Origin of the sequence: Canibacter zhuwentaonis, from assembly GCF_018531145.1 — a bacterium.
Lineage (GTDB): Bacteria > Actinomycetota > Actinomycetes > Actinomycetales > Microbacteriaceae > Canibacter > Canibacter zhuwentaonis.
Genome location: NZ_JAHDSZ010000002.1, coordinates 77,304 through 100,554, shown reverse-complemented (window position 1 = coordinate 100,554; position 23,251 = coordinate 77,304). Strand labels below are relative to the sequence as shown.

At 54.7% G+C, this 23,251-nt stretch carries 23 protein-coding genes; 6 read left to right on the top strand and 17 right to left on the bottom strand.

The genetic code is table 11. From position 1 onward, the window contains the following. Positions 1-34: 34 nt before the first annotated feature. From KJY78_RS02640 to KJY78_RS02625, 4 genes are all read right to left on the bottom strand, one after another. Positions 35-616: a hypothetical protein gene (locus tag KJY78_RS02640; protein WP_214337051.1), complete on the bottom strand. Its 582-nt coding sequence runs from the start codon at positions 614-616 to the stop codon at positions 35-37. A gap of 2 nt (positions 617-618) precedes the next feature. After that, positions 619-1,587, bottom strand: a complete 969-nt coding sequence (gene rsmH / locus KJY78_RS02635) for a 16S rRNA (cytosine(1402)-N(4))-methyltransferase RsmH (RefSeq protein ID WP_214337050.1) — start codon at positions 1,585-1,587, stop codon at positions 619-621. An 11-nt stretch (positions 1,588-1,598) separates the two neighbouring features. Beyond that, positions 1,599-2,030, bottom strand: a complete 432-nt coding sequence (mraZ, locus tag KJY78_RS02630) for a division/cell wall cluster transcriptional repressor MraZ (RefSeq protein WP_214337049.1) — start codon at positions 2,028-2,030, stop codon at positions 1,599-1,601. 430 nt (positions 2,031-2,460) lie between these two features. Further along, positions 2,461-2,850 (bottom strand): DUF3040 domain-containing protein, encoded by a 390-nt coding sequence (locus tag KJY78_RS02625; RefSeq protein WP_214337048.1) that lies wholly within the window; start codon positions 2,848-2,850, stop codon positions 2,461-2,463. 30 nt (positions 2,851-2,880) lie between these two features. Between KJY78_RS02625 and KJY78_RS02620 the strand changes: the two genes are divergently transcribed. Then, a complete protein-coding gene (locus KJY78_RS02620) occupies positions 2,881-4,014 on the top strand; it encodes a polyprenyl synthetase family protein (RefSeq protein WP_214337047.1) in 1,134 nt (377 codons plus the stop codon). Here KJY78_RS02620 and KJY78_RS02615 read toward each other — a convergent pair. Beyond that, on the bottom strand, positions 4,011-4,346 hold the full coding sequence (locus KJY78_RS02615; protein WP_214337046.1) for an Rv2175c family DNA-binding protein: 336 nt from the start codon (positions 4,344-4,346) through the stop codon (positions 4,011-4,013). The two genes, KJY78_RS02620 and KJY78_RS02615, sit on opposite strands and share 4 nt — an antisense overlap. Before the next feature lie 160 nt (positions 4,347-4,506). On the opposite strand from KJY78_RS02615, the gene pknB reads away from it, so the two are divergent. Beyond that, entirely contained in the window at positions 4,507-6,471 is a 1,965-nt protein-coding gene (gene pknB / locus KJY78_RS02610; RefSeq protein WP_214337045.1) for a Stk1 family PASTA domain-containing Ser/Thr kinase, read from the top strand. 150 nt (positions 6,472-6,621) lie between these two features. Here pknB and KJY78_RS02605 read toward each other — a convergent pair whose 3' ends face one another. Continuing rightward, positions 6,622-7,983, bottom strand: a complete 1,362-nt coding sequence (locus tag KJY78_RS02605) for a class II 3-deoxy-7-phosphoheptulonate synthase (RefSeq protein WP_214337044.1) — start codon at positions 7,981-7,983, stop codon at positions 6,622-6,624. 66 nt (positions 7,984-8,049) lie between these two features. Beyond that, positions 8,050-8,745, bottom strand: coding sequence for a lysophospholipid acyltransferase family protein (locus KJY78_RS02600; RefSeq protein ID WP_214337043.1), 696 nt, complete (start codon positions 8,743-8,745; stop codon positions 8,050-8,052). Positions 8,746-8,909: 164 nt separating this feature from the next. Between KJY78_RS02600 and KJY78_RS02595 the strand changes: the two genes are divergently transcribed. Then, positions 8,910-10,721, top strand: a complete 1,812-nt coding sequence (locus KJY78_RS02595) for an AMP-dependent synthetase/ligase (protein WP_214337042.1) — start codon at positions 8,910-8,912, stop codon at positions 10,719-10,721. Between the two features lie 159 nt (positions 10,722-10,880). Here the strand turns inward: KJY78_RS02595 and KJY78_RS02590 are convergent, their stop codons facing one another. After that, positions 10,881-11,369 carry a peptide deformylase gene (locus KJY78_RS02590; RefSeq protein ID WP_214337041.1) on the bottom strand — a complete coding sequence of 163 codons (489 nt, stop codon included), beginning with the start codon at positions 11,367-11,369 and terminating at the stop codon, positions 10,881-10,883. Positions 11,370-11,677: 308 nt separating this feature from the next. Here KJY78_RS02590 and KJY78_RS02585 point away from each other — a divergent pair, with 308 nt between their 5' ends. Continuing rightward, the gene (locus tag KJY78_RS02585; RefSeq protein WP_431732322.1) at positions 11,678-12,523 is read left to right on the top strand and encodes a ParA family protein; all 846 of its coding nucleotides are present in this window, start codon (positions 11,678-11,680) and stop codon (positions 12,521-12,523) included. Between the two features lie 70 nt (positions 12,524-12,593). Here the strand turns inward: KJY78_RS02585 and KJY78_RS02580 are convergent, their stop codons facing one another. The 9 genes from KJY78_RS02580 to KJY78_RS02540 all read right to left on the bottom strand — a co-directional run bounded on the left by KJY78_RS02580 (position 12,594) and on the right by KJY78_RS02540 (position 20,818). Continuing rightward, positions 12,594-13,148 carry a MerR family transcriptional regulator gene (locus tag KJY78_RS02580; protein WP_214337039.1) on the bottom strand — a complete coding sequence of 185 codons (555 nt, stop codon included), beginning with the start codon at positions 13,146-13,148 and terminating at the stop codon, positions 12,594-12,596. An 81-nt stretch (positions 13,149-13,229) separates the two neighbouring features. Next, positions 13,230-13,919: a transcriptional regulator FtsR gene (gene ftsR, locus KJY78_RS02575; RefSeq protein ID WP_214337037.1), complete on the bottom strand. Its 690-nt coding sequence runs from the start codon at positions 13,917-13,919 to the stop codon at positions 13,230-13,232. Positions 13,920-13,921: 2 nt separating this feature from the next. After that, the gene (locus KJY78_RS02570; RefSeq protein ID WP_214337035.1) at positions 13,922-14,380 is read right to left on the bottom strand and encodes an FHA domain-containing protein; all 459 of its coding nucleotides are present in this window, start codon (positions 14,378-14,380) and stop codon (positions 13,922-13,924) included. Positions 14,381-14,442: 62 nt separating this feature from the next. Then, positions 14,443-14,877 carry a cation:proton antiporter gene (locus tag KJY78_RS02565; RefSeq protein WP_214337030.1) on the bottom strand — a complete coding sequence of 145 codons (435 nt, stop codon included), beginning with the start codon at positions 14,875-14,877 and terminating at the stop codon, positions 14,443-14,445. Next, complete coding sequence (locus KJY78_RS02560; RefSeq protein WP_214337028.1) at positions 14,877-15,272, bottom strand: MrpF/PhaF family protein; 396 nt, start codon at positions 15,270-15,272, stop codon at positions 14,877-14,879. The genes KJY78_RS02565 and KJY78_RS02560 overlap by 1 nt, the downstream gene beginning before the upstream one ends. Beyond that, positions 15,259-15,852: a Na+/H+ antiporter subunit E gene (locus KJY78_RS02555; protein ID WP_214337026.1), complete on the bottom strand. Its 594-nt coding sequence runs from the start codon at positions 15,850-15,852 to the stop codon at positions 15,259-15,261. The genes KJY78_RS02560 and KJY78_RS02555 overlap by 14 nt, the downstream gene beginning before the upstream one ends. Before the next feature lie 3 nt (positions 15,853-15,855). Next, entirely contained in the window at positions 15,856-17,439 is a 1,584-nt protein-coding gene (locus KJY78_RS02550) for a Na+/H+ antiporter subunit D (protein WP_431732321.1), read from the bottom strand. A gap of 2 nt (positions 17,440-17,441) precedes the next feature. Further along, positions 17,442-17,960: a Na(+)/H(+) antiporter subunit C gene (locus tag KJY78_RS02545; RefSeq protein WP_214337023.1), complete on the bottom strand. Its 519-nt coding sequence runs from the start codon at positions 17,958-17,960 to the stop codon at positions 17,442-17,444. 2 nt (positions 17,961-17,962) lie between these two features. Further along, positions 17,963-20,818, bottom strand: a complete 2,856-nt coding sequence (locus KJY78_RS02540; protein ID WP_214337120.1) for a Na+/H+ antiporter subunit A — start codon at positions 20,816-20,818, stop codon at positions 17,963-17,965. Positions 20,819-21,055: 237 nt separating this feature from the next. On the opposite strand from KJY78_RS02540, the gene KJY78_RS02535 reads away from it, so the two are divergent. Together KJY78_RS02535 and KJY78_RS02530 are read left to right on the top strand one after the other, a co-directional pair. Continuing rightward, positions 21,056-21,625 (top strand): hypothetical protein, encoded by a 570-nt coding sequence (locus KJY78_RS02535; protein WP_214337021.1) that lies wholly within the window; start codon positions 21,056-21,058, stop codon positions 21,623-21,625. 32 nt (positions 21,626-21,657) lie between these two features. Beyond that, complete coding sequence (locus KJY78_RS02530; protein WP_214337019.1) at positions 21,658-23,235, top strand: amidohydrolase; 1,578 nt, start codon at positions 21,658-21,660, stop codon at positions 23,233-23,235. Positions 23,236-23,251 lie beyond the last annotated feature (16 nt).

The window sequence follows — 23,251 nt, the reverse complement described above, 5'->3', positions numbered from 1 at the left end:
TTATGCCCGTTAAAACACGTAATTCTGCCATATTTTAGTGTGTTTGCGGAACAGGCAAGAGCCCTTCCCAGGTTGTCACCGGCTGCGCAGCGGATACCGCAGCAACCCCCACCTGACCGGCGGGTTTTTCGTTAGTGGCTTCAAGATGCGCCAGCGCATCATTCTGCACGGTATTACCACTAACCAGCTCGGTTGCCGCGTTTGGCGATCCCATAATCACACCGTCACTGAGCCGCAAATACGCAGGCGAAGTGTTTTGCACCATTCCCAGCTCTTGCGCTTTAACGGCAAGGTTTTGCGGCGAGTTCAGCGTCAGCATATTCCGCTCCAGCACCTTCACAGTGCGCTCGGCATTAACCTGCTGCACGGTTATCTCCGACAGTCGGTGTGCGTCCTGCGCGGTTGACACGAAAACTGCAATATTCACCGCAACTATCATCGCAAACAGCACAAGGCTTGCAACTACCCAAACTATCGGGTGCTGCTTTGGCGAGGCCGCTGCGGCTGGCAAATACCACAGCTGCCCCATCCGCTCACGTTTCGGCTGCGCCAGTGTCGTGGGAACGACCCGCACAACGCTCTGCTGCTGTTTTACAACCGCTACTGTATTGCTCATTTTCATCTCACCTTCTCGGCGGCGCGTAATTTAACCGGTTTTGACCTGGGATTTGTTTCCTGCTCCTGCGCGCCAGCCTGCTCAGCCCCACGGGTTAGCAGGCGGTATTCTGGCGCGTGCTCTGGCAGCTGCTGCGGCAAGCCGGGTGGCGTGTTGTCGCGGACCCGCTGCGCAAACTCTTTTTTCACGATGCGATCCTCTTGTGACTGGTACGACATAACAACTACGCGCCCGCCCACAGCGAGGCTGTTCATAGCGGATGGAATTGCGCGCTCAAGAACTGTCAGCTCATCATTAACAGCAACGCGCAGGGCTTGAAACACGCGCTTGGCGGGGTGCCGCTGCTGTTTCAGTTTCATCGGAGTTGCCCGCTGCAAAATCTCCACCAGCTGCGCGCTCTCTGTTATTGCGCCCTCTTCACGCGCGCTAACAATCGCGGCTGCGTATCGCATCGCCAGCGGCTCGTCGCTGTATCGGCGAAACAGGGTCGCCAGCTCGCCGCCGCTCAGCTGTGCTAGTAGCTGAGCGGCGGTTTTGCCGCGTGACTGATCCATCCGCATATCTAATGGCGCGTTTTGCGCGTATGAGAAGCCGCGCGCGGCAAAATCGAGCTGCATAGAAGAGACTCCGAGGTCAAACAGCACCCCAGCAAACGGCAGCGTAATGCCCTCTCGCTCGCGGATCTGCTCGAGCACCTCCGGCAGCTCATCGTAAACGGCGTACACACCAAAAAATCTGTTTTTGTAGCTGGCAAGCCGCTCGCTCGCGCGCGTTAGGGCAGCCGGGTCGCGATCCAGCCCAATCACGGTGCTGCGCTTAAAGCGCTCCAGAATGTGCTGCGCGTGCCCCCCCAGCCCGAGCGTTGCGTCAACAATAATTGCGCCGCGCTCTGCCTGCTCGGTTGTGAGCAGCTCCAGACACCGCTGCAGCATAACCGGCGTGTGTAAAGTTTTTGTGTCGCTTGTATTCATACGGTACGTGGCTAAAACAGCCCCGGAATCACCTCCTCAGCAACCTCTGAGAACTTCTGTTCCTGCTCGGCAAGGTACTTCTGCCACAGCTGCGCATCCCAAATTTCCGCGCGCGCACCCGAGCCGATCACCGCAAGCTCCCTTGTGAGCGAGGCGTATTCGCGCAACTGCGGCGGGATGGTGACGCGATTTTGTTTGTCGGGAATCTCGTCGTGCGCACCAGAAAGCAGCACGCGCATATAGTCTCGCGCCTGTTTGGAGGCGAGCGGTGCGGATCGAATACGCTCGTGCATCTGTTCAAAATCTTGCATTGTGAAAACATATAGGCAGCGTTCTTGACCCCGTGTAATCACGAGTCCGCTCGCAAATTCAGCACGAAACTTGGAGGGTAAAATAAGTCGCCCTTTATCGTCAAGTTTCGGATTAAACGTGCCTAAAAACATTTTCACCTCCCGCCACGAAACATTTCACTCCACTTTACTCCACCTTTGCTTATTTTGCACTCTCAGGGTTGCAAAAAACACTCAGGAAACGTGCTTATTACCAAACAAACAAAGGTGTGGAGAAAAGTGGAGCATAAATGGCGCAGTGCTCCCTGTTGAGCAAGATGCACAGTTGGAAAGCTGGCTGCTGGGCACGGGGTGTGCTTAGAAAACCCCTAGTGACGCACGAAATCTGCTCCGCTAGATGCTGCACGCCTTAGAAACCCCAAGAAGTGTGTAAAATCCGCCCCAGCCAGATGCTACACCTTAAAATCTTCAGCAAACGCAGAAAATCCGCCCCGCTTGATGCTGCGCGCCGGGAAAATACATAATCGCGCACAAAAAGTCGCTCCCCGCAACAGCGGTGAGCGACTAGAAAAACAGAGCTGCGTTAAAGATCGCCGCGCATCCGCCGATCCCAGCGATTCTGCATCCGCTGCGCGAAGCCTGTACCGGCAGATTTCTTGGCAGATTTATACCCGGGAGCAGACGGCACGCCCGCTTTTTGCGCCGCACTAACATCACCCTTGCGCGGTTTGGTTGCAAGCAAAACTGCCGCAACCATCACAATAAACCCGAGCACACCAAGCAAAATCTGCTCCGTGCTGGCGCCAAAAAGCATCAGCGCAACGCCGGCGATACCCAGCAAAACACCGTAAACAAGTGACCGGAAGCTAACCTGACTCGACTGCGCCCGCGGAATTTCAACATCGATTTTGGACGCATAAAAATCGCGCTCGAGATTCTCTAGAAGCTCGCGCTCATCATCTGAAAAAGACATTTCAACTCCTTTACGCCTGCCATAAGTTTAATGTGCGATTCTGAAGCTAAGCTAATTAGTGTGCAGAATCTTTCATCGCAACTTGCCAAACTTGTGCAACAGCGTATTAATACCTTTGTAGCCAGCCAACGCACAGCACTCGAGCCGCTCGGCGCGGACACCGATTTACTACTGCAGCGGGCGAGCGATTTTATGCGCGGCGGTAAACGCTTCCGCGCCTACGCAACCGTGCTTGGATATCAAACAACAGCCCCGCTCAACTTCACCCAGCCGCTCGATGACGCCACAGCGCGGGTGATAACCGCGGCCAGCGCGCTCGAGGTTTTTCATGCGGCGGCGCTAATTCACGACGATGTTATAGATCGCTCCGAAACTCGTAGGGGCGCAGCGTCCGCGCACGCCAGTATGGCGCAACACCATCAAGATCGCGGGTGGCGCGGATCCGCTTCCCACTTCGGCACGACCGCAGCAATTCTGCTCGGTGACCTGCTGCAATCATGGGCGGATATGCTGATGCAGGAAGCCACAGCCGAGCTTCCCACGGCAACGGCGCAGCGCACGCACGCCAGATTCAACAGGATGCGCACGGAAATTGTGCTCGGCCAGTACCTCGACGTTTTAGAAGAGCAGTACCCCGAGTTCAGCCCGAAAGACGCGCAGCTGCAACGCGCCACCCGGGTGTTGCTCTACAAATCAGCGAAATACACAGTTGCTGAGCCGCTTTTAATAGGCGCGGCTCTTGCGAACGCCAGCGAAAAAACCATGGCGGATCTCTCCGGGTACGGGATTCCTGCGGGTATGGCGTTTCAGCTGCGCGACGATATTTTAGGGGTTTTTGGCGACAGCGAGCGCACCGGCAAGCCAGCCGGCGACGATCTAATCGAGGGCAAGCGGACAGTGCTCGCAACGCTCGCGCGCGAGCGACTCATTGGGCGCGAGCTGCAGTTTTTTGACGAGGTTTTTGGCAGCCGCGACATTAACGAGCAAACAGTGGAGATGCTGCGCCAGCTAATCAAACAGACAGGGGCGGTTGCAGAGGTTGAGAGAATAATCGAAAGCAGCGTTGCCAAGGCTAGCACATACGCCAGGTCAGCAGAGTTCACCGCAGCTGTTTCAGAATCGCTGGTTATACTCGCCAAAAAGCTAGCGTATCGCGAGATTTAAAGCGCAAGCAGAGCCGCCACGGCGCGCACCGGTTTTTTGCGACCTTCACGCAGCGCTGTCACAGGGGCGAGATTGTCTAGCTGTTCGTTTGCGGTAAACAGCCACTGCACTGCCGCTTCGCCCTTAATTCCCGCGTCGGCGAGCACTGTGAGCGTGCCCTGCAGGGTTGCTAGCGGTGTCCCATCGAGCAGAAACTCCTGTGGCACGCGCACCTCACCATCCGCTTTAATGGCTGCAAGCTCGTTATCTTGCAGCATCCGCCGCACTTTGCTCTGGCTCAGTCCGATAATTTCGGCGGTTTCCTCAATAGAATAGGTTGCAATATTTTCCATAACATCAACTTTGCCACAGCTGTCTGACAGTTACTGCTTGCAGTGCCCGCGGTGTTAATCAGCGCACTGCCCCGATAATGCGCCTCCGGTCGCCCCCCTTAACACCCCGCCCTGCCAGCGTCACATCCGCACTCACCGATCCGCTCGCGCGCCATTTTAGGTGATCTATAAACTTACCGGCGTAAACTCTATAGTTGTGGATTCAGAACGCGGTTACCGCCTAGTCGGTTGCACTCTTGAAGGGCGCTATCTTGTTGAGCAGCCCATTGCCCGTGGTGGCATGGGCGCTGTTTACCGCGCCCGCGACCTGCGGCTTAACCGCCTGGTTGCAGTTAAATCAATGCACCTGCAAGAAGCCCGCAAACAGGAGTCTGTGCGCCGCTTTGACCGTGAAGCGCGGATCGCCGCAAGCCTGAGTCACCCAAACGTTGTAAACGTTTTTGACCAGAGCCACGATCACGAGGATATTCCGTTTCTGGTTATGGAGTACATGGATGGCATCACGCTCCGCCACATGATAGAACGACGAAAACGCCTCACAACCTCACAGACCATTAAAATCAGTATCGCAGTGCTCTCGGGTCTGGCAGCGGCTCACAACGCAGGCTTTGTGCATCGCGATGTAAAACCGGAAAACGTGCTAATCGCCGATGACGGGCGGATTAAAATCGGCGATTTTGGTCTCACACGCGGTGCAAACAATAACACCACCGCCAGCTCTGAGGTAATGGCGACGATCCCCTATATGTCGCCAGAGCTGATTAAAGGCGAAACCGCGGGATGCGCGAGCGATATTTACAGCTTCGGCATTATGCTGTATGAAATGCTCACGGGTGTGCAGCCGTACCGGGGTGAAAACGCCGCGCAAATAACCTACAAGCACATGAACGAAAACGTGCCCGCGCCGTCACTAATCTCGGCGGAGGCCACCGATGCCCTCGACGAGATCGTGCGCTGGTGCACAATCCGCGATGTGGCGCAGCGCCCCGCAAACGCGGCAATCGTGCTCGCCAGGCTCAAAGCATTAGTTGCCCAGCCCAACAGCACGACACCGCTGGAGCAAACCCAAAACAGCACGCGCGTACTGGCCGACACGGCATACGCAACAACAGCAGCGCTATCATCAACCCAGCACGCCACAACGCAGCTGCTGCCCACAGGAAATCAAGCGGATGGCGAAACCGCCCAGCCAGCGGCGCTCGAGCGTGCGCAAAGCGCTGCGGCAAAACGGCAACGCAGGGGGAAAATAAGCGCTCTGCTGATTGTTACGCTGGTGCTCGCGCTCGGAGGCGGATCGTGGTGGTTTTTGCGCGGTCCGGGATCTCTCAGAGCAATTCCCAATGTGAGCGGACTGGCCACAGCCGAAGCGCAACAGGAAATCTCAAGCGCAGGTTTTAACACGGTTGAAACCGAGTGCACCAGCCCGGATATTGAGCCGGGCAAGATTGTGCAAACAAAACCGGGCGCGGGCAGCCGCGCCAAGCCGGAGACACAGGTTGAAATTTGCGTGTCAATCGGACCTAAAATACTCCCTGTGCCGCAGCTCATTGGTGCAACCCTTGACGAGGCCAAGAAAACAGCGCAGTCTGCTGGTTTTAATGCCGGTGAAGTTGTGCGTGAAACCTTTGATGGCGAGGTTGCCGGCACTGTTGTTGCAGCGCTTGACCCCGACGGCAATCAAATCACCGAAACATACCGCGAACAGGGCAAAATTAACTTTGTTGTCTCTGCTGGCGCGCTTCCCAACGTTGCCGGTATGACCCCCGCTGACGCGGTTAAAACTCTGCAGTCTGCTCGGCTGCACGCTAATTCTGAGAAGGCTCAATCAGAGTTCAGCGATGATGTTGCCAAGGGTAAGGTGATCCGTCTTGAAACGGACGAATCTGTGAACACGGGTGACACTGTGACGCTTGTGGTTTCTAAAGGTCCGCAACTGCGCGAGGTGCCAAACGTTATTGGTAAGCGCATGAGTGAGGCGATTGAGATTCTAGAGAACTCAGGTTTTAAGCCGAAAACTGCGGTGCCGCCGCTGCTGCGCAACGCGGTGCGCGTGAAGGACACCGACCCCGCCGCAGGCACAGAAGTGCCACTCGGCAGTGATATCAACCTCGGCTTTGAGCTGTAGCGCTTAACCCCACCGCCTGTGTGGCACAGGGCGTACACGCTCAAACGGTACACGTCAACGGCAAAACACTCGCCAGCAACAAAAAGGCACGCCATCGGCAAAGCAGGTGAGCGCAAGCAAAGCGCTCGGCATCCGCCGCACAAAAGCAGCCTAGAACTGCTCCTGGCGCAGCTGCTCAGCAACTAAAAAGGCAAGTTCGAGCGACTGCATATGATTTAAGCGCGGATCGCAAACCGACTCATAGCGCGTTGCAAGCGTTGCCTCGTCAATCTTTGCAGCACCGCCCAGACACTCTGTGACATCATCGCCCGTCAGCTCAACGTGCACACCGCCGGGAACCGTACCAACCTCGCGATGCGCCTCAAAGAATCCCTGCACCTCGTCCATCACGTCATCAAAACGCCTGGTTTTATATCCCGTCGCGGTTGTTATCCCGTTGCCATGCATTGGGTCAGTAACCCACACGGGAGTTACCTCCGCGTCTTGCAGAGCACCCAATAATGGCGGTAGTAAATCACGAATCTTGCCCGCGCCCATACGTGTAATAAAGGTAAGTCTGCCAGGAATCCGCTCCGGATCGAGCTTATCAATCAGAGCCAGCGCATCATCAACCGTGGTTGTTGGGCCGAGTTTCACACCAATAGGGTTTGCCACCTTTGACAGATAATCAACGTGCGCGCCGTCTAAATCGCGCGTGCGCTCACCGATCCACAAAAAATGCGCGGATGTGTCGTATATTTTGCCCGAGATTGAATCAACCCTCGTCAGCGGGCGTTCATAGTCGAGCAGCAGAGCCTCGTGCCCCACAAAAAAATCGGTGCGCGACATCTCGCTGTTGCCAGCCCCGCAGGCGTCCATAAATCGCACGGCACGATCAATCTCCGCCGCAAGTTCACGATATCGCCCGTTAGCCGGGTTCTCAGCAAAACCCTGATTCCAGGTGTGCACTTTGCGCAGATCCGCAAACCCGCCCTGCGTAAAAGCGCGGATCAAATTTAACGTCGACGCCGCAACATTGTAGCCCTGCAGCAGCCGCTCCGGATCAGCGCGGCGCGCCCGCTCAGTGAACTCAAACCCGTTCACCAGCTCCCCACGAAAAGCCGGCAGTGTCACACCGCAGCGAGTTTCAACATCGCTCGAACGCGGCTTCGCAAACTGCCCAGCCATTCTACCAACTTTAACCACGGGAAGCAGACCGCCATAGGTTAAAACAAGCGCCATCTGCAAAACCGTTTTAACCCTGTCGCGGATCTTATCAGCCGTCGCCCCAGCAAAGGTTTCGGCGCAGTCGCCGCCCTGTAGCAGGAACGCCTTACCGGCTGCAACATCAGCCAGCTGCCTGCGCAAACTATCCGCTTCCCCCGCGAAAACAAGCGGCGGCTGTGAGGCGAGCTGTTTTTTAACTCGCTCTAGCTCGGTTTTATCTTCCCAGTGCGGCTGCTGTTTAGCGGTTAAATTGACATACTCGTCAAGCTCTTTTAACAGCGCGGTGTGCGCAAAATTAACGGTCATCTGTCTGCTACCTCTATAATTTTTAAGATCCTAAAACAGAATACCCTATTATACAGCGTCCTATTGCTACTCGCCCTTTGCCTCACGAGCTAATCGCGCCTTTACCGTCGTTGCGTACACGTCAACGTAATTCTGCTCGCTCAAGCGTTGGATCTCAAACATAATCTCGTCTGTGATGCTGCGCAACACGAAACGATCCGCTGCGAGCGACTTAAACCTGCTGAAATCAAGTGGCTCACCAATAATAGTGCCGATCCGCTTGATTCTAGGGATCTTCACACCTATCGGCATTGCCTTGTCGGTGTCAACCATAATCGCGGGAACCACTTTTGCGCCGGACTCGAGAATTAGCCGCGCCACGCCCGTGCGCCCCCGGTAGAGATTACCGTCGGGGCTGCGCGTGCCCTCCGGGTAGATACCAAGAACCTTACCCTCTTTGAGCAGCTGCAAACCCGTGTTGAGTGATGCCTCGCTGGCTTTACCACCCGAGCGGTCAATTGGCAGCTGTCCGACTCCCAGCATAAAATTGCGCACGAACGCGCCCTTCACACCCTTACCTGTGAAGTAGTCACTTTTAGCCAGGTAATAGACGCGCCTTTTAATCATCAACGGCAGAAAGAAGGAATCGATCACCGAGAGGTGGTTGCCCACGATAATAACCGGACCGGACTCGGGGATATTATCCGCACCCTCAACCCAGGGTCGATAAATCGCCCGTAGCAACGGACCCAATACCATGTGTTTTAGAAACCAGTAAAGCACCCTAACTTTCCTCTCTTTAGCGCCCTTATCAAGAATACAACGCGAGATATATTTATCTCAGTTTTGCCTGAATATAACTGTTTTATAACCTTCAACCGCTAAACTTTCGCTAACTAGAAACACCAGAAATATTCTCTTTAATTCTAAACAAGGAGCTGAAAGATTTGGAATCAACCTCACTGCCAGCAAGCATCGAAGTTGCAGCATTTGAAAATATTACACACCTGCTAGAAGAGCGCGTCGCGCAAACACCCGAGCGTATTCTTTTCTCCATTCCGCAGGAAGATAACAGCTGGCAGCACGTAACCGCCGCCAGTTTTCACGGCCAGGTCAAGAGCCTGGCAAAGGGGTTTATAGCAACCGGCATCGGCCCCGGCGAGCGGATCGCGTTCATCTGCAAAACTCGCTACGAGTGGACTCTCATTGATTTTGCGCTCTTTTACGCCGGTGCGATTATGGTGCCCGTCTACGAAACCAGCAGCGCATCACAGATCGAGTGGATTCTCAATAACTCCGGCGCGAGCGCGATTGTTATCGAGAACGATACGCTCAAGGCAAAGTTTCAGGAGGTTGCAGACGCTGTGCCGAGCATTAAACAGGTGTGGGAGATGGACAAAAATGCCCTCGCCGAGCTGGTCGAAATTGGACAGAGCGTGCACGATCAAGAGCTCGAAACTCGCCGCCTCAGCGCGGGAGCGGACGACACCGCGACAATTATTTACACCTCCGGCTCCTTTGGCAAGCCGAAGGGCTGTGTTTTAACGCACCGCAACTTTATTGGGCTGTGCCGTAATATTCGGGTGGATATTCCTGAAATCATCGACCAGCAGGGTTCTGCAACCCTGCTGTTCATAACTCTCGCGCACGTGTTTGCGCGGCTAATATCGATCTTGGCCGTTTACGGCGGCGTGCGAGTGGGGCACGCCGCACCGAGCAAGCTACTGCCCCTCGTGGGCACTTTCAAGCCGACGTTCCTGCTGGCCGTGCCGCGCGTGTTTGAAAAAATCTACAACGGTGCAGAGCAAAAAGCTGAACTCGCCAGCAAGGGTAAAATCTTCCGAGCCGCCGCGCGCGTCGCGGTCTCACACTCCATAGCTCTTGATAACGGTCACGTACCGTTCCTAATGAAGCTCAGGTTTATGCTGTTTGATTTCCTGGTGTTCTCAAAGCTGCGCAAACTACTCGGCGGCAGGGTGCGGTACGCAGTGAGCGGATCCGCTCCCCTCAGCTCGTATCTGGGGCACTTCTACCGTTCGCTGGGTGTTAAAATTCTCGAAGGGTACGGGCTCACAGAAACAACCGCGCCGCTCAGTGTGAACCTGCCGCACAAGTTCAAAATAGGTACCGTTGGGCCGGTACTGCCGGGTACGAGCGTGCGAATCGCGCCTGATGGCGAGCTGCTCGTGAAGGGCATCGGGGTTTTCAAAGAGTACTGGAGAGACCCCGAGCTGACGGCAAAATCTTTCACCAGTGACGGATATTTCCACACCGGCGACCATGCCGTTATCGACAGCGACGGGTACATTAAAATAACCGGGCGCAAAAAAGAGATTATCGTCACAGCCGGCGGCAAGAACATTGCGCCGACGGTGCTTGAAGATCCGCTCCGCGCGCACCCCGTGATCGGGCAGGCGGTTGTTGTTGGCGAGAAGCGCCCGTTTATCGGCGCACTAATCACGCTCGATGCTGAAATGCTGCCGCTGTGGCTTAAAAACCACGACGAAGACCCCGGGATGTCGCTTGCGGAGGCGGCGCAAAACCCGACCGTACGAGCGGGCGTGCAACGCGCAATAGACCGCGCCAACAAGTCGGTGTCACGCGCGGAGTCGATCCGTAAGTTTACGATTCTGCCGCTTGAGTTTACCGAGGCATCGGGGCATCTAACACCCAAGCTGAGCATTAAACGAGAGAATATTTTGCGTGATTTCGAAGCGGATATCACCGCGCTCTACGGCGGAGAAGCCCCGCAGCAATAGCTGCGCTCTATGTATGGTGTCGTGCTCTCTTAAGCGCGCCATCTTGCACGCGCTGCCACATCCGCGGTGCAGACTCAAAACCAGCCCGAGCTGCGAATCTTGCGTTTCACGGCGCTACTTAAGGCTTAAAACGCGAATCTGCCGCGTTGCAACGCAAGCTTAAAACCAGCTCGAACCACGGATTTGGCGCATCGCTTCGCGGCGCAACTCAGGTGCTAAGCGCTGAATATACAGTTTGCCTTCCAAGTGGTCGCACTCGTGCTGCAGTGCCTGCGCGAGCAGCCCATCACCCTCAATCAAAATTTTTTGCCCGGCAAGGTTAACACCTGTAACTCGCGCGCGCGGATACCTGAGCACAGGAAACATTAAATCTGGCACAGACAAGCACCCCTCTCGAACAGGCTCCAGCTCACCAAAAGTTTCCAGCTCGGGGTTTATTATATAGCTGATTTTGCCACAAATATTAAGACTGAAAATGCGCATCGTGTTACCTATTTGAGTTGATGCAAGCCCCGCTCTGCCATCCATATCAACGGTTTCTAAAAGATCAGTAACGTGCGCTCGCACACCGTCGGTAATATCTGTCACCGTGGTGCATCGCTGCCTCAAAACAGGATCGCCAAAAGTTCTAATCGCACGGATCGCCATAAAACTCCTAACCTAAACACTATCCAAGACATTCGTAAGATGCCGTTCGCGCTATCCGCAGCCACACACCCCGCCCGGAGCGCGCTTCTCCCAAGGAACACCCAAACATCCGCACAAACATCCGCACAAACATCCGCACAAACATCCGCTCAGCAAACCCGGTCACCGCACGCCCGCTGCGGCAACACACCGCCCCGCGCACACCGCAAACGCACACCCAGCATAGCAAAAAGCGCGCCGCGTCAGCCTCACTCACAGCCGATATTGCATCCTAAGTAAGTATAATCAGAGGCGTGAAGGTATTAAGTGTGAGTTCTTTAAAAGGTGGCGTTGGTAAAACCACCATTGCGCTGGGGCTGGCCTCGGCCGCGTTTTCTCGCGGGTTAAGCACACTCGTTATAGATCTTGATCCGCAGTCAGATATTTCAACCGGGCTTGACGTTGACCCCAGCGGGCAGGCAAATATTGCCGATGTGCTCGCCAACCCCGCACGGATGCGCGACGCGATCGTAAAAAGCGGGTGGAACAAACATCACGCCGGGCATATCGACCTGCTTCTGGGCAGCCCCTCGGCGATTAACCACGACGGGCCGCACCCTTCGATGCGTGATATTTGGCGTCTTGAAGACGCTATCGCGCCGCTCGAAAAAGAATACGACTTTGTTATCATCGACTGCCCGCCGTCACTCAACGCGCTAACCCGCACCGGCTGGGCAGCCAGCGACCGCACGCTAATAGTCACCGAGCCGAGTTTGTTCTCGGTTGCGGCGGCGGATCGGGCGCTCCGCGCAATTGATGAAGTGCGCGCGGGAATCAGCTCCCGCCTCGCGCCGCTCGGCATAGTTATTAACCGCACACGCTCCAAATCCCCCGAGCACAAATATCGGATTCGTGAGATGCGCGAAATGTTCGGGGCGATGGTGCTCGACCCCGTTTTTATGGAGCGCTCTTCTGTGCAGCAGTCAACGGGCTCAGCAAAACCAATTCATATGTGGCCAACCGACGGCGCAAGACAAGCCGCTGGAAGCTACGATACGCTGCTAGACATTGCTGCAAAATCAATGAATATGAATATTCCAGCAGCCCCGCAAAACAGCACGCCGCTGTTTAACACCGATGATATTTTAGACGAAACAGGCGAAACTATCCTCTAATAAAAAAATTAAAAGTTGTGCGAGGTCGTCTTTATTGATCGCGCACAACTTTAATTATTTCAGCCTCAGTCTAACCGGTTTTAGCAATTCTAAACGCAACAACGTCATTAACCGCGGTCACGCTCTCAGCCCGATGCTGTTCAAAATCTGTTAGCTCAGCTTCAACCTCGTGCACGAGCTTGCCAACAACCAGCCCAAAAACTCCCTGACCCTTGTTTAACAGGTCAATTATTTCGTCGTGTGATGAGCACAGATAAACACCCTTGCCGTCGCTCATCAGCGTCGCCTGCGCCAGATCGTGCACACCAACCTCGTGCAGCTGCTCAACCGCGCCGCGAATTTTCTGCAGCGAAACACCAACGTCGAGCAGGCTTTTAATAACCTTCATAACGAGAATATCGCGGAAGCTGTAAAGGCGCTGCGAGCCGGATCCGCGTGCGTCCTGCACTGATGCCTGCACAAGCCCTGTGCTCGTCCAGTAATCGACCTGCCGCAGTGTTATCCCCACAACAAGAGCCACGCTCTTTGAGTTGTAGCCGCTATTGCTGTCGTATGTAGGAAGCCCGTCGTCAAACAGCATTCCATCGCGAAGTGCTATTTCGAGCGGTATTTCACTATAATTCATTAACGGTCCTTCCTAAAACATCCACTATCAATAATGCCCTAAACCAGCGTAATTTGCGAGCCTGCCGCGCGTCGCCTACTACTACCTGCGCAGCGCGTTACGCACAACGCTAATTCGCACGGTTTCAAACAGTTCCGCAATCTGCAGAGCCTGCTCGTAGTGCTCATGCACGCCGTTCACACCGCCGCGCGAACGCACAATGTGAGAAATATCCGCCGCCTGCTTTTCCGCCGCAACACGAGTGCTCTGCAGATGGCGCGGGGTTATGCCGTGCTCGGCAAGCCTGCCAAGCGCGTTCACAAGATTCACCGTCACCGCAGGAAAAACCTCAGCTCCCGGCAGAATTCCAGCACGGATAGCATCGCGGATTAAAGCCTGACTAACCCCGGTTGCGGTGGCAAGCTCATCGCGCGTTAAAACCTTGTGCGGGCTGAAAATGCTGACCGCATCCTGCGGCGCAGCAGCACCCGGAATCACCGGGTCTTTGCCCGCGTCAATGTCTTTTAGCAGCTCCAGAATAGCTTTAAGGGGCAGGAAGTGTTCCGCCTGCAGCGTCAGAATTAGACGCAAGCGCTCGATATCCGCCTGCGTGTACTTGCGATACCCGCTGTTGGAACGCTCCGGCGTAATCAGCCCGCGGTCTTCTAGAAAGCGGATCTTAGAGGCCGTAAGATCTGCGAAATTGTCGCTCAGTGCCTCCAGCACCTGACCGATACTAAAGCGCGCGTTTTTAGCTTTGCTGCTAAGCGCAGCGGTGTTTAAAGCACGCACCCCTATGCTCCCTTCGCAATATCAAACCGTGAGGCAAAAAAGGTGAACCTGTATTTACCAACCTGAACTTCATCTCCGTCTTGCAACGCTATTTCCGACTCGATCCGCTTACAATTGCAGTAGGTACCGTTTAGTGAACCCTTATCAACCACAGAGAACTTTGTGCCGCGGCGCACAAACTCCGCGTGACTCCGAGAAACTGTGACATCGTCAAGAAAAATATCCGCCTTGGGGTTACGCCCCGCGGTTGTGATGTCCTGATCCAGCAGAAAACGCGCGCCCAGATCAGACCCACGACGCACAATTAGCAGCGCCGCTCCCGATGGCAGCGCCCCCACTGCCGCGCTCTCTGCAATGCTCAGATCGGTTGTGCGATGGGCGATCATAGCCGCCAAATCAGCCTGGAACTGATCTGTTACACGCACTTCAGTGCTGTCAAACAGGTTATCTTTATCGCACATTTCACACCTCTCTTTGCTAAAAATTATAATATCAGTCTAAGTAGACTACACCCTCTGCCAGATTATTTTTTGTGTATTCGGTGCGGATCGATTAGCTCCGCTGATTCTTCCGCTGGCAGTGAAAGCCCCGCCTGGTTTAACACGCCAGTGTTTGCCTTTTGAATTACCGGATCAAGCTCGTCAACAACAAGATTTGTTGCGTCTATGTGACCTGCACGGTATGCGGTGCGGGCAGCCATATGAGCGGAAACGGGCGCTATTAGCGACTGCAGAATAAAGACGGGAATTAGAACAAACAAAACTTTTATTGACCCGTGGTAGAACGCTGCCGCAAAAATTATGAGCAGCAGACCAAGAATCTGCGGTTTAGTGGCCGCATGCAGTCTGCTTAGCGTATCGGTGAACCGCAGCAGACCAACACTCGCGGCAATGGACAGCAGACCGGAGCAGATCACCAGGGTCGCCGCAATGTACTCTAAAATAAGCTGCTGAGACACTATCTGCCGCTCCCCTCGGTGTTTTCGCGAACTGCGCCACGCGCCGCGACGTCGTCGTTTTCAGCAGCTCCCGAAACGTCAATCATCTGCGTGTAGCTGCCCGCGCCCTGCAACTCGTCAGCTTCTTTTGCCCGACGCCGCACAAATCGCGCAACCGTAATTGTTGCCAGCGCGGCCGTCGCGGTTGCGCCAACCATCACAGCAACCGTGTGCGTGTGCCGATTAACTATCAGCTCAATTCCCATAACAGAAACTATTATCGTCAAAAACACGTCTGCAGCAACTATTCTGTCGAGCACCGTAGGACCTTTAATCGCACGGATAAGAGTGAGCAACCCGGCGGTCACAAAAAGCGACCCGCCGCCGTAAACAATTATCATTTCAGGCAGAGACACGAATCCGCTCCATTTCAGCTTTGCTTCCAATAGCGTTAATCAGCAGGTTCTCTATCTGATGCACAAAGGCGTACGCCCGCTGCTGTGACTCTTTGCTTGGTGCGTTGAGCACGTGCAGATACAGGGTCGAGTTGAACCTGTCCACATCAACAACAACCGAGCCGGGAATCAGGGAAACTGTTAGCGCGGTGAGAGTGAGCAAAAAATCATTTCTGGTGTACAGCTGCACCCCTAGTATAGCAGTCTGCGGCTTTTTGCTAAACCGAAACGCAACAAAGGCAACCTGCAGCGATCCGAGTACCATCTCCCAAACAAACACGACGAGATACTTTAGCGCGTAAATCACGTTACAGCGCCCCGACAACTCAACCGGGGGCAGGAAGAACAGCCGCATCACCAAAAACGAAACGAGCATTCCAGATAGCACTGACAGCAACGAGAGCTCCTGCCAGAGCATAACCCACAAAAAAGTAAGCCAGAGCAGCAGCAATACCTGCTTCAGAATCAACCCGGTGTAATAGCCCGACTTCCGCCCAAAGGCTTTCTGCTGCGGCGTAAAACCATCTTTTCTGTTATTCATCCGCTACGGCATCTCCTTAACCTCGTGCTGCTGGAAATACCAATCTACCTGCGCAGCAGGATCCTGCAAGACCTTACCCGCGCGTTCGGCGTACGCTACGAGCGGACCGGCAAACACCGTCAAAAGCAGTGTGATTGCAACCATGCCAACAGCAGAAGCCGTCATCAAAGCCGGCACCGAACGCGATTCGCGCGCAATTTCAGGGTTTGGTGCCTGCACCAGCCGATCCAGAATACTGCCCGGCACGAGCAGCTCGTTTTCTTTGTTTTTGGGTCGCCAGAACGAAATTGACCACATTCGAATAAGCACGTGCAGCGTTAGCAGCGAAACCAGAGTGCCGACACCGATAATAATATATTTCTGCGGATTAGGATCTTCAACGGCAGCGCTGAGCAGCCCAATTTTCCCGATAAACCCTGAAAACGGCGGGATTCCGCCCAGGTTTATTGCCGTTACAAACGCCAGCGCAGCAAGCAGAGGTGCTTTGCGAGCAAGCCCGCCAAGCCCGTCTAAGCTCGTAGTGCCGCTCATCCGCTCCATCATTCCCACAATTAGGAACATGGTTGTTTGCAAAATAATGTGGTGCACAATGTAGTAAACAGTTGCCGCTGAACCAAGATCGGTGTTGAGCGAAACACCAAACAACAAATATCCGATGTGGCTTATCAGTGTGAACGACAGCAGGCGCTTCACATCGCGCTGTGAAATAGCGCCCAAAATGCCTACAAGCAGCGTGATTCCGGCGATCCACATTAGCAGCGTGTTGATGTCGGAATCCGTAAAAATAAGGGTTTGTGAGCGCAGAATCGCGTAAATACCCACTTTTGTGAGCAGACCCGCAAAAACCGCGGTAACCGGAGCCGGCGCGGTTGGGTACGAGTCTGGTAGCCAGAATGAAAGCGGGAAAATCGCCGCTTTAATACCAAACGCGATCAGCAGCGTGAGGTTTAGAATCAGCTGCATTCCGGGGTCAAGATCAGCAACTCTGGAAGATAGCTGCGCCATACTAACCGTGCCCGTTGCGCCGTAGATCATCGCAATCGCGGTCAAAAACAGGATCGATGAAACCAAGGAAACCACAATATAGGTAACCCCGGCGCGAATCCGCGCGGCAGTTCCTCCCATTGTCAGCAGCACATAACTCGCCACGAGCAGGATTTCAAAGGCGACATAGAGGTTAAACAGGTCGTTCGCAATAAAGGCATCAAAAACTCCCGCGCCCAGCACCAGATAGCATGGATAGAAAATTGAAACCGGGGCTTCTTCGTCGCCGTCCGCAAGGCGCTGCCCCATACTGAACACCAAAACCGCAAACAGCACAACCGCAGAAACCGTGAGTAGCAGCGCCGAAACCCTGTCAACCATCAGCACAATTCCCACGGGAGCCTGCCATCCGCCAACAGCCATTACAACGGTGCCGTTAACATCAACCTGCCACATCAGCACCGCGCCGATAATTGCCACAGCTAGCAGCGCACCACCAGTAATAGCCGCTTGCACACGCAGTCTACGGCTAAACACGAGAGCCAGGGCAGCACCAAGAAGCGGTACCATCACAACCATCGGAACTAGCACTTCATAACCCACGGCTACACCCCGTTCCGATCGTCCCTGTTGCGCGCGGCAGCCGCCTCCGAGATAACCGGCTGTGGGCTTGTCACCCGGTCGTCCAGCCCGTCACCGTCAGCATCAAAGTCACTCACCTGATCAAGCTCGGCATCGTTCACAAGCTCGGTTGCATTGTCAAGACGTGCCACATCGCGATCCTCTTCGTCATCGCGCACGCTGTCGCCCTGGTTGTCAACGTGTCTAAACGAGCGATAAATCAGCGCCAGCAGGAATGCACTAACGGCGAACGTAATCACAATCGCGGTTAGAATAAAGGCCTGCGGCAGCGGATCACTTATCTCGCTGTCTGGAGCGTCGCCCGCTATCGGGGCAGCACCAAAACTGCCGCTCATAATGAAGAGCAGCAGGTTTGTTGCGTTGCCAACCAGCAAAAAGCCGAGCAGAATTCTAGTTAGACCACGATCCAAAAGCAGCGTGAATCCAACCGCGTACAGCACAACCATCGCCAAAATTAGCACGAGAGAAACACTGGTTACCATAGTTACGCTCTCCCCTCTCGCTCGTCATCAACGTGCACATCAATCTGTGCTCCCAGGGTGCGCAGCACGTCAAGCACCAGCCCAAACACAATAAAGTACACGCCGACATCAAAAACCGTTGAGCTCACAAGTGGCAGCTCACCAAAAATACCCAGATCTAAATCAACCCAGCTCGAAAACAGTGCCGGTTTGCCAAACACCAGCGGCACAGCAGCTGCAAGCACCGCAATTGCCATGCCCGAGCCAACAATTTTACCCGCGTCAAACGGCACGGTTGCGCCAAGCTCTGTGCGACCTCCTGCAAGGTAGCGCGCCACCAGCGCGATACCGCCAATAAGCCCGCCAGCAAAACCGCCTCCGGGCGAATTGTGCCCGGCAAGCAGCATATATATTGAGAGCACTATTAGCGCATGGAAAATAAGCCGCACAACAACCTCAAGAATTATTGACCGTTTTTCCGGGCTGATATCGTGCCCCGCGATCATCCAAATACCGCGATCGATCGGGTCTTGCGGATCCGCAACCCGCCGCAAATGCCGCCATACGTCCTGTTTAGCGTCGCGCCTGCTGATTTTAGGTAAATTATCGCTTCTGGCGGATAAGAACACCAGTGAGGCGATACCGGTGGCGGCGGCAACAACAACAGCCAGCTCACCGAAGGTATCCCAGCCTCTGATGTCAACAAGCGTCACGTTGACAATGTTTTTGCCGTGCCCGCCGTGCACCGCGAGATCTGAAAAGTTAGCAGACACCCGCTCTGCCGTGCGCGCCGCAATAGCGGTGAGTGTTAAACAGCCGATGGCGAGCGCGATTGCTGCACCAATTGTCAGGTGCGCAAACTTCAGCGCAGTGCGATTATGTCGAGCCAAATACTGCGGCAGTCGCCTGATCACGAGCACGAATGCAATCAGTGTAATGGTCTCAACCAACAGCTGGGTTAGTGCGAGATCAGGCGCGCCGTGGATCGCGAACATAACGGTCATCGCGTATCCGGTAAACCCGACCATAATAACAGACTGGAAGCGCTTTTTCGCAAACAGTGTGCTGATCGCGGCGACTATCAAAACCAGCGCAATCGCGATCTGCTGCGGGGTGCCAAGCACAGTTGCCGACAGCGGCTGCCTTCCAACTGCGAGCGGCACTCCAATCGCCACCGTGGCAACGATTAGAATAACCGCGAGGTAGAACGGCAGCGATCCGCGCTGTGTTAGCCCCGTAATCTGCACGGCAACCCTGTCAAGCCAGCGGATCGCGGCAAAATACATCGAGCTTGCCGAGTATTTTTTATCCAGCTGAATCAACCTGCTCTGGTTAATTCCCGCAGCAAAAGTCACCGCAACCGACACCACAAGAACTGCCAGGCTCGTGTAAAACGCGGGCGTTAGACCGTGCCAGAGCGCGAGGTGTTCCGCGTGCGATTCCGGGCGGATCCGCTGATAAACAGGATCCAAGCTACCGGCAAAAACGCCACCGCCAAGCACTAGAATAGCGAACACGGCAGGCGCGAACATAATATCGCGGTGCTGCTTTGAAACAGGTTTGTCTGTTTCTGGCATAAGTTTTTTATCGGCAAAAGCGCCCAACAAAAATCTGAGAGTGTAGGCCGCGGTAAGAATACTCCCAAAAACCAGCACCGCGAGCGCGAGCGCACGCACGCCCGTAAGATCCGCTGCAAAAAGTTCTGTTAGCGCGGCTTCTTTGGCAACAAAGCCGAGCAGCGGGATTACCCCCATCATAGAAAGTCCGGCAAGAGATGCAATAACCGCGAGCGCTGGCGACACCCGCGCAAGCCCGCATATTTTGCGCATATCGCGCGTGCCCGTGCGATGCTCAATAATACCGACGGTCAAAAACAGCGGCGCTTTTGCAAGCGCGTGCGCAAACAGGAGCGCCGTCGCGGCTGCGTCAATATTGGGATCCGCCACGCCGTAGAGCATAACGAGCATTCCCAGCTGACTCACGGTGCCAAAGGCGAGCACAAGCTTCAAATCATACTGGCGCAGGGCGCGGAAAGCCCCCAGAATCATGGTTACCGCGCCGAGCGTCACAAGCGCTACGCGGTATCCGGGCACATCCCCAAACGCAGGACCAAGCCGCGCAATTAAATAAATACCCGCTTTAACCATCGCCGCCGCGTGCAAGTAAGCACTAACCGGGGTTGGTGCGGCCATGGCCTGCGGCAGCCAGAAGTGGAACGGGAAAATCGCCGATTTGGACAGCGCGCCGGCCAGTAGCAGGTATACCGCGCAGGTAACAGCCGCACCCGCTGGCGGATCCGCCACAATCGCGCTCAAATCGCTGTGCCCGCTGGCATCTACCAGGAGCAACAGACCCACCATCATCGCCAAACCGCCCAGGGTTGTGATGATAATTGCCTGTGATGCTGCCGCGCGGCTCGCCCGACGCGTGCCGTTGTGACCGATTAGCAGGAAGGAAAGCACGGTCGTGGCTTCCCAGAAAATGAACATCAGAAAGACGTTATCTGCCACAACAAGCCCGAGCATCGACGCGGTAAAAAGCAGAAACACCGTCGCAAAACGAGGCACATTCGAGTCATCGACGCTGAAGTATCGGGCACAGTAGCACAGAATCAACGCGCCAGCGCCTGTCACCAGCAGGGCGAGCGCGTTAGCAAACAGATCGATGTAGTAGCTAAAACCGATGTGGAACTGCGGGATCCACTCGCCGCGCCAAACGATCACCTCACCCGCGAGAGTTTGCGGGAGCAGCTGCAACAGCGCAATAAACGCGATTGCCGGCGCGAGAGCTAAAAACCTAAACGCCGCCGTGCCAACTCTTTTTAGCAGCGGATAGGACACCAAAACCGCAAGAAACAGAACGCTAAAAGCTGTTATCATTGCAATCACAGAAAATCCTAGGGGTTTAGATACAAAGAGGTAAGAATCAATTTTACCAAAGCTAAACGCGACCCGGCTGAGAAAACTCGTAGCTTACACGACGATTACAGCGGCGCGCAAATATATTACTTTTCCGCTTGAAAATCGCTATGCTTGTTAATTATGGAGTTAAAGTTTACGTTCAAAAATGAACATTCTGCAACAGCGCATAAGAAGCCCGCAAAAAAGCCCTCTGTGATGAATTTAACCTCCGCGGGTAAAACCGAACTCTCACTGATTTTGAGCGTCACTCCGGCTGCAATAGTTGCGACAGTGGCGACGGACGCGGACGTTACATACGCCAAGCAGAGTTACGAATTTACAGCTGGAGTTTCAAACACAACAGCTCCAGCGAGCGCTCCTGCGGGCGCGGCAAGCAATGTGCCAGAAGCCAATGCGCCAGGGGGTACAGCGGATAGTGCAGCCATGGGCAATGCAGCGAGCGCCGCTGCAAGCAGCACGGCGGTCACAGCCGGCGCGTGCAGATCCGCGATAGCGCGCGTTATTGCAGAACTCGGCGATAAAATGGTGGATTCAATAGCACGCCTTGAAGCTCCGCAAGAGCTTCTCTGTGCGATGAGCGCCGCCGGATTTATTAGCGCAACCCACAAAACTGATGTTGCGACCGCCCCGGGCGCAACATCAGTTGCGGTCGAAGCACCCGCCTCAGGTGACACATCCGCCGCACACGAAACAACAGCAGAGCTTACAAAACGTGCGGGATTAGCCGCAAAAACTCCCGCAGTAGTCGCAACCAAAGGAGCGTAACCGCCATTCAAACAATCTTAAAACAAAAAACCGTGTACAAGCACTCGCGCATATACACTCTCCACACCGACACCCCCATTGACGGCGCAATTGTGAGCAATGAGACCGGCTTTATCGAGTTTATCGGTGATTTTGACACCGCCAGGCTTGTTGCCGGGTGCGGCGCGGCAGTTGTTGAGCTGCCGGGTGCGGCTGTTTTACCGGCTTTTCACGACTCGCATATTCACCTTGGCATGATGGCATCAGACAGGCTCGCACCAAACCTTTTTTCCTGCACCGATATTGAACAGGTTAGCGAAGTGCTGCGCAAGTTCAACAACACCCACCAAAACCAAGAGTGGATTATAGGCGGGCACTATGATCCGCAAAACCAGCGAGGACGCGAGCTTATTAATGTCACCTTTTTGGACAGCATTTTTGGAAATAGACCAGCTCTGATAACAAGCGCTGACGGGCACACCGGGTGGGCAAACTCTGCCGCCCTGAGAGCTGCCGAAATTACCGCTGACACGCCAGACCCCGCCGGCGGTAAAATTGTCCGCGATGCAAACGGCAAACTAACCGGGCAGCTGCTCGAACACGCGATAACACCGCTGCTTAAACGGGCTGACACCGCGCTGCGCGAGCTGCTACTTACGGAGCTTGACCGGGTACAGCAGCAGATTTTGGCGCTCGGCATCACGCACGTCACCGATTTTGATACCGAGCACACTCGTGTGTTGCTTACACAGCTGCATCTGGCGGAGCAGCTCAAGCTGCGCGTGCACAAGTCTGTGCGCGCCAATGAAATGAATATTGCGCTCGCTAAGGGGCGCGAAACCGGTGACGGCGACCACACGCTGAGCACCGCTTCTGTGAAGTTTTTTGCGGATGGCACGCTCGGCGCGCGTACCGCATACCTGCACGAACCGTACGCGGATAACCCCTCAAATCACGGTATGCTCACCTTTAACCGTGAAGAACTGGAACGCGATGTAATCACCGCAAACGAACACGGTTTAGCTGTTAGCGTGCACGCTATTGGAAATCGCGCAAACACTCTGGTGCTTGATATTTTCGAGAAAACGCGCGAAATTGCTACGCGCTTTAACCTGCGCAACCGGATCGAACACGCACAGCTTATAAAAGAAAGCGACCTGAAACGCTACGCCGAACTGGGGGTTTGTGTGTCTATGCAACCGACCCACTGCACCGGCGATTATCCGCGCAGTATTGAAATTATTAATTCTGCGGACACTCTGTTTTACCCGTGGCAGAGTTTGCTGAAAACCGGGGCAACGCTCGCTTTGGGATCCGATAGCCCGCTCGGACTACCCGATCCTTTTCACGGTGTGCATGCCGCAGTAACACGCACCAAACAAAACGGGATTCCCGCAGGGGGTCGTGAACCGCACGAACGGTTAACAAGACTGCAAACACTGCAAGCCTACACCCACGGAGCAGCCTATGCGGCTGGGATCGAAAACCGTTCCGGCTACCTCAGCAAAAACCACCTTGCTGACTTTATCGCCGTTAACCAGGATCCTTTCCGGGTTGATGCCGCAGAGCTCTGGCAGTTGCGCGTGCTAACCACGATTGTTAGCGGAGAAATAGTTTATAACTCTAAATAACAATCTCCTACGAGTT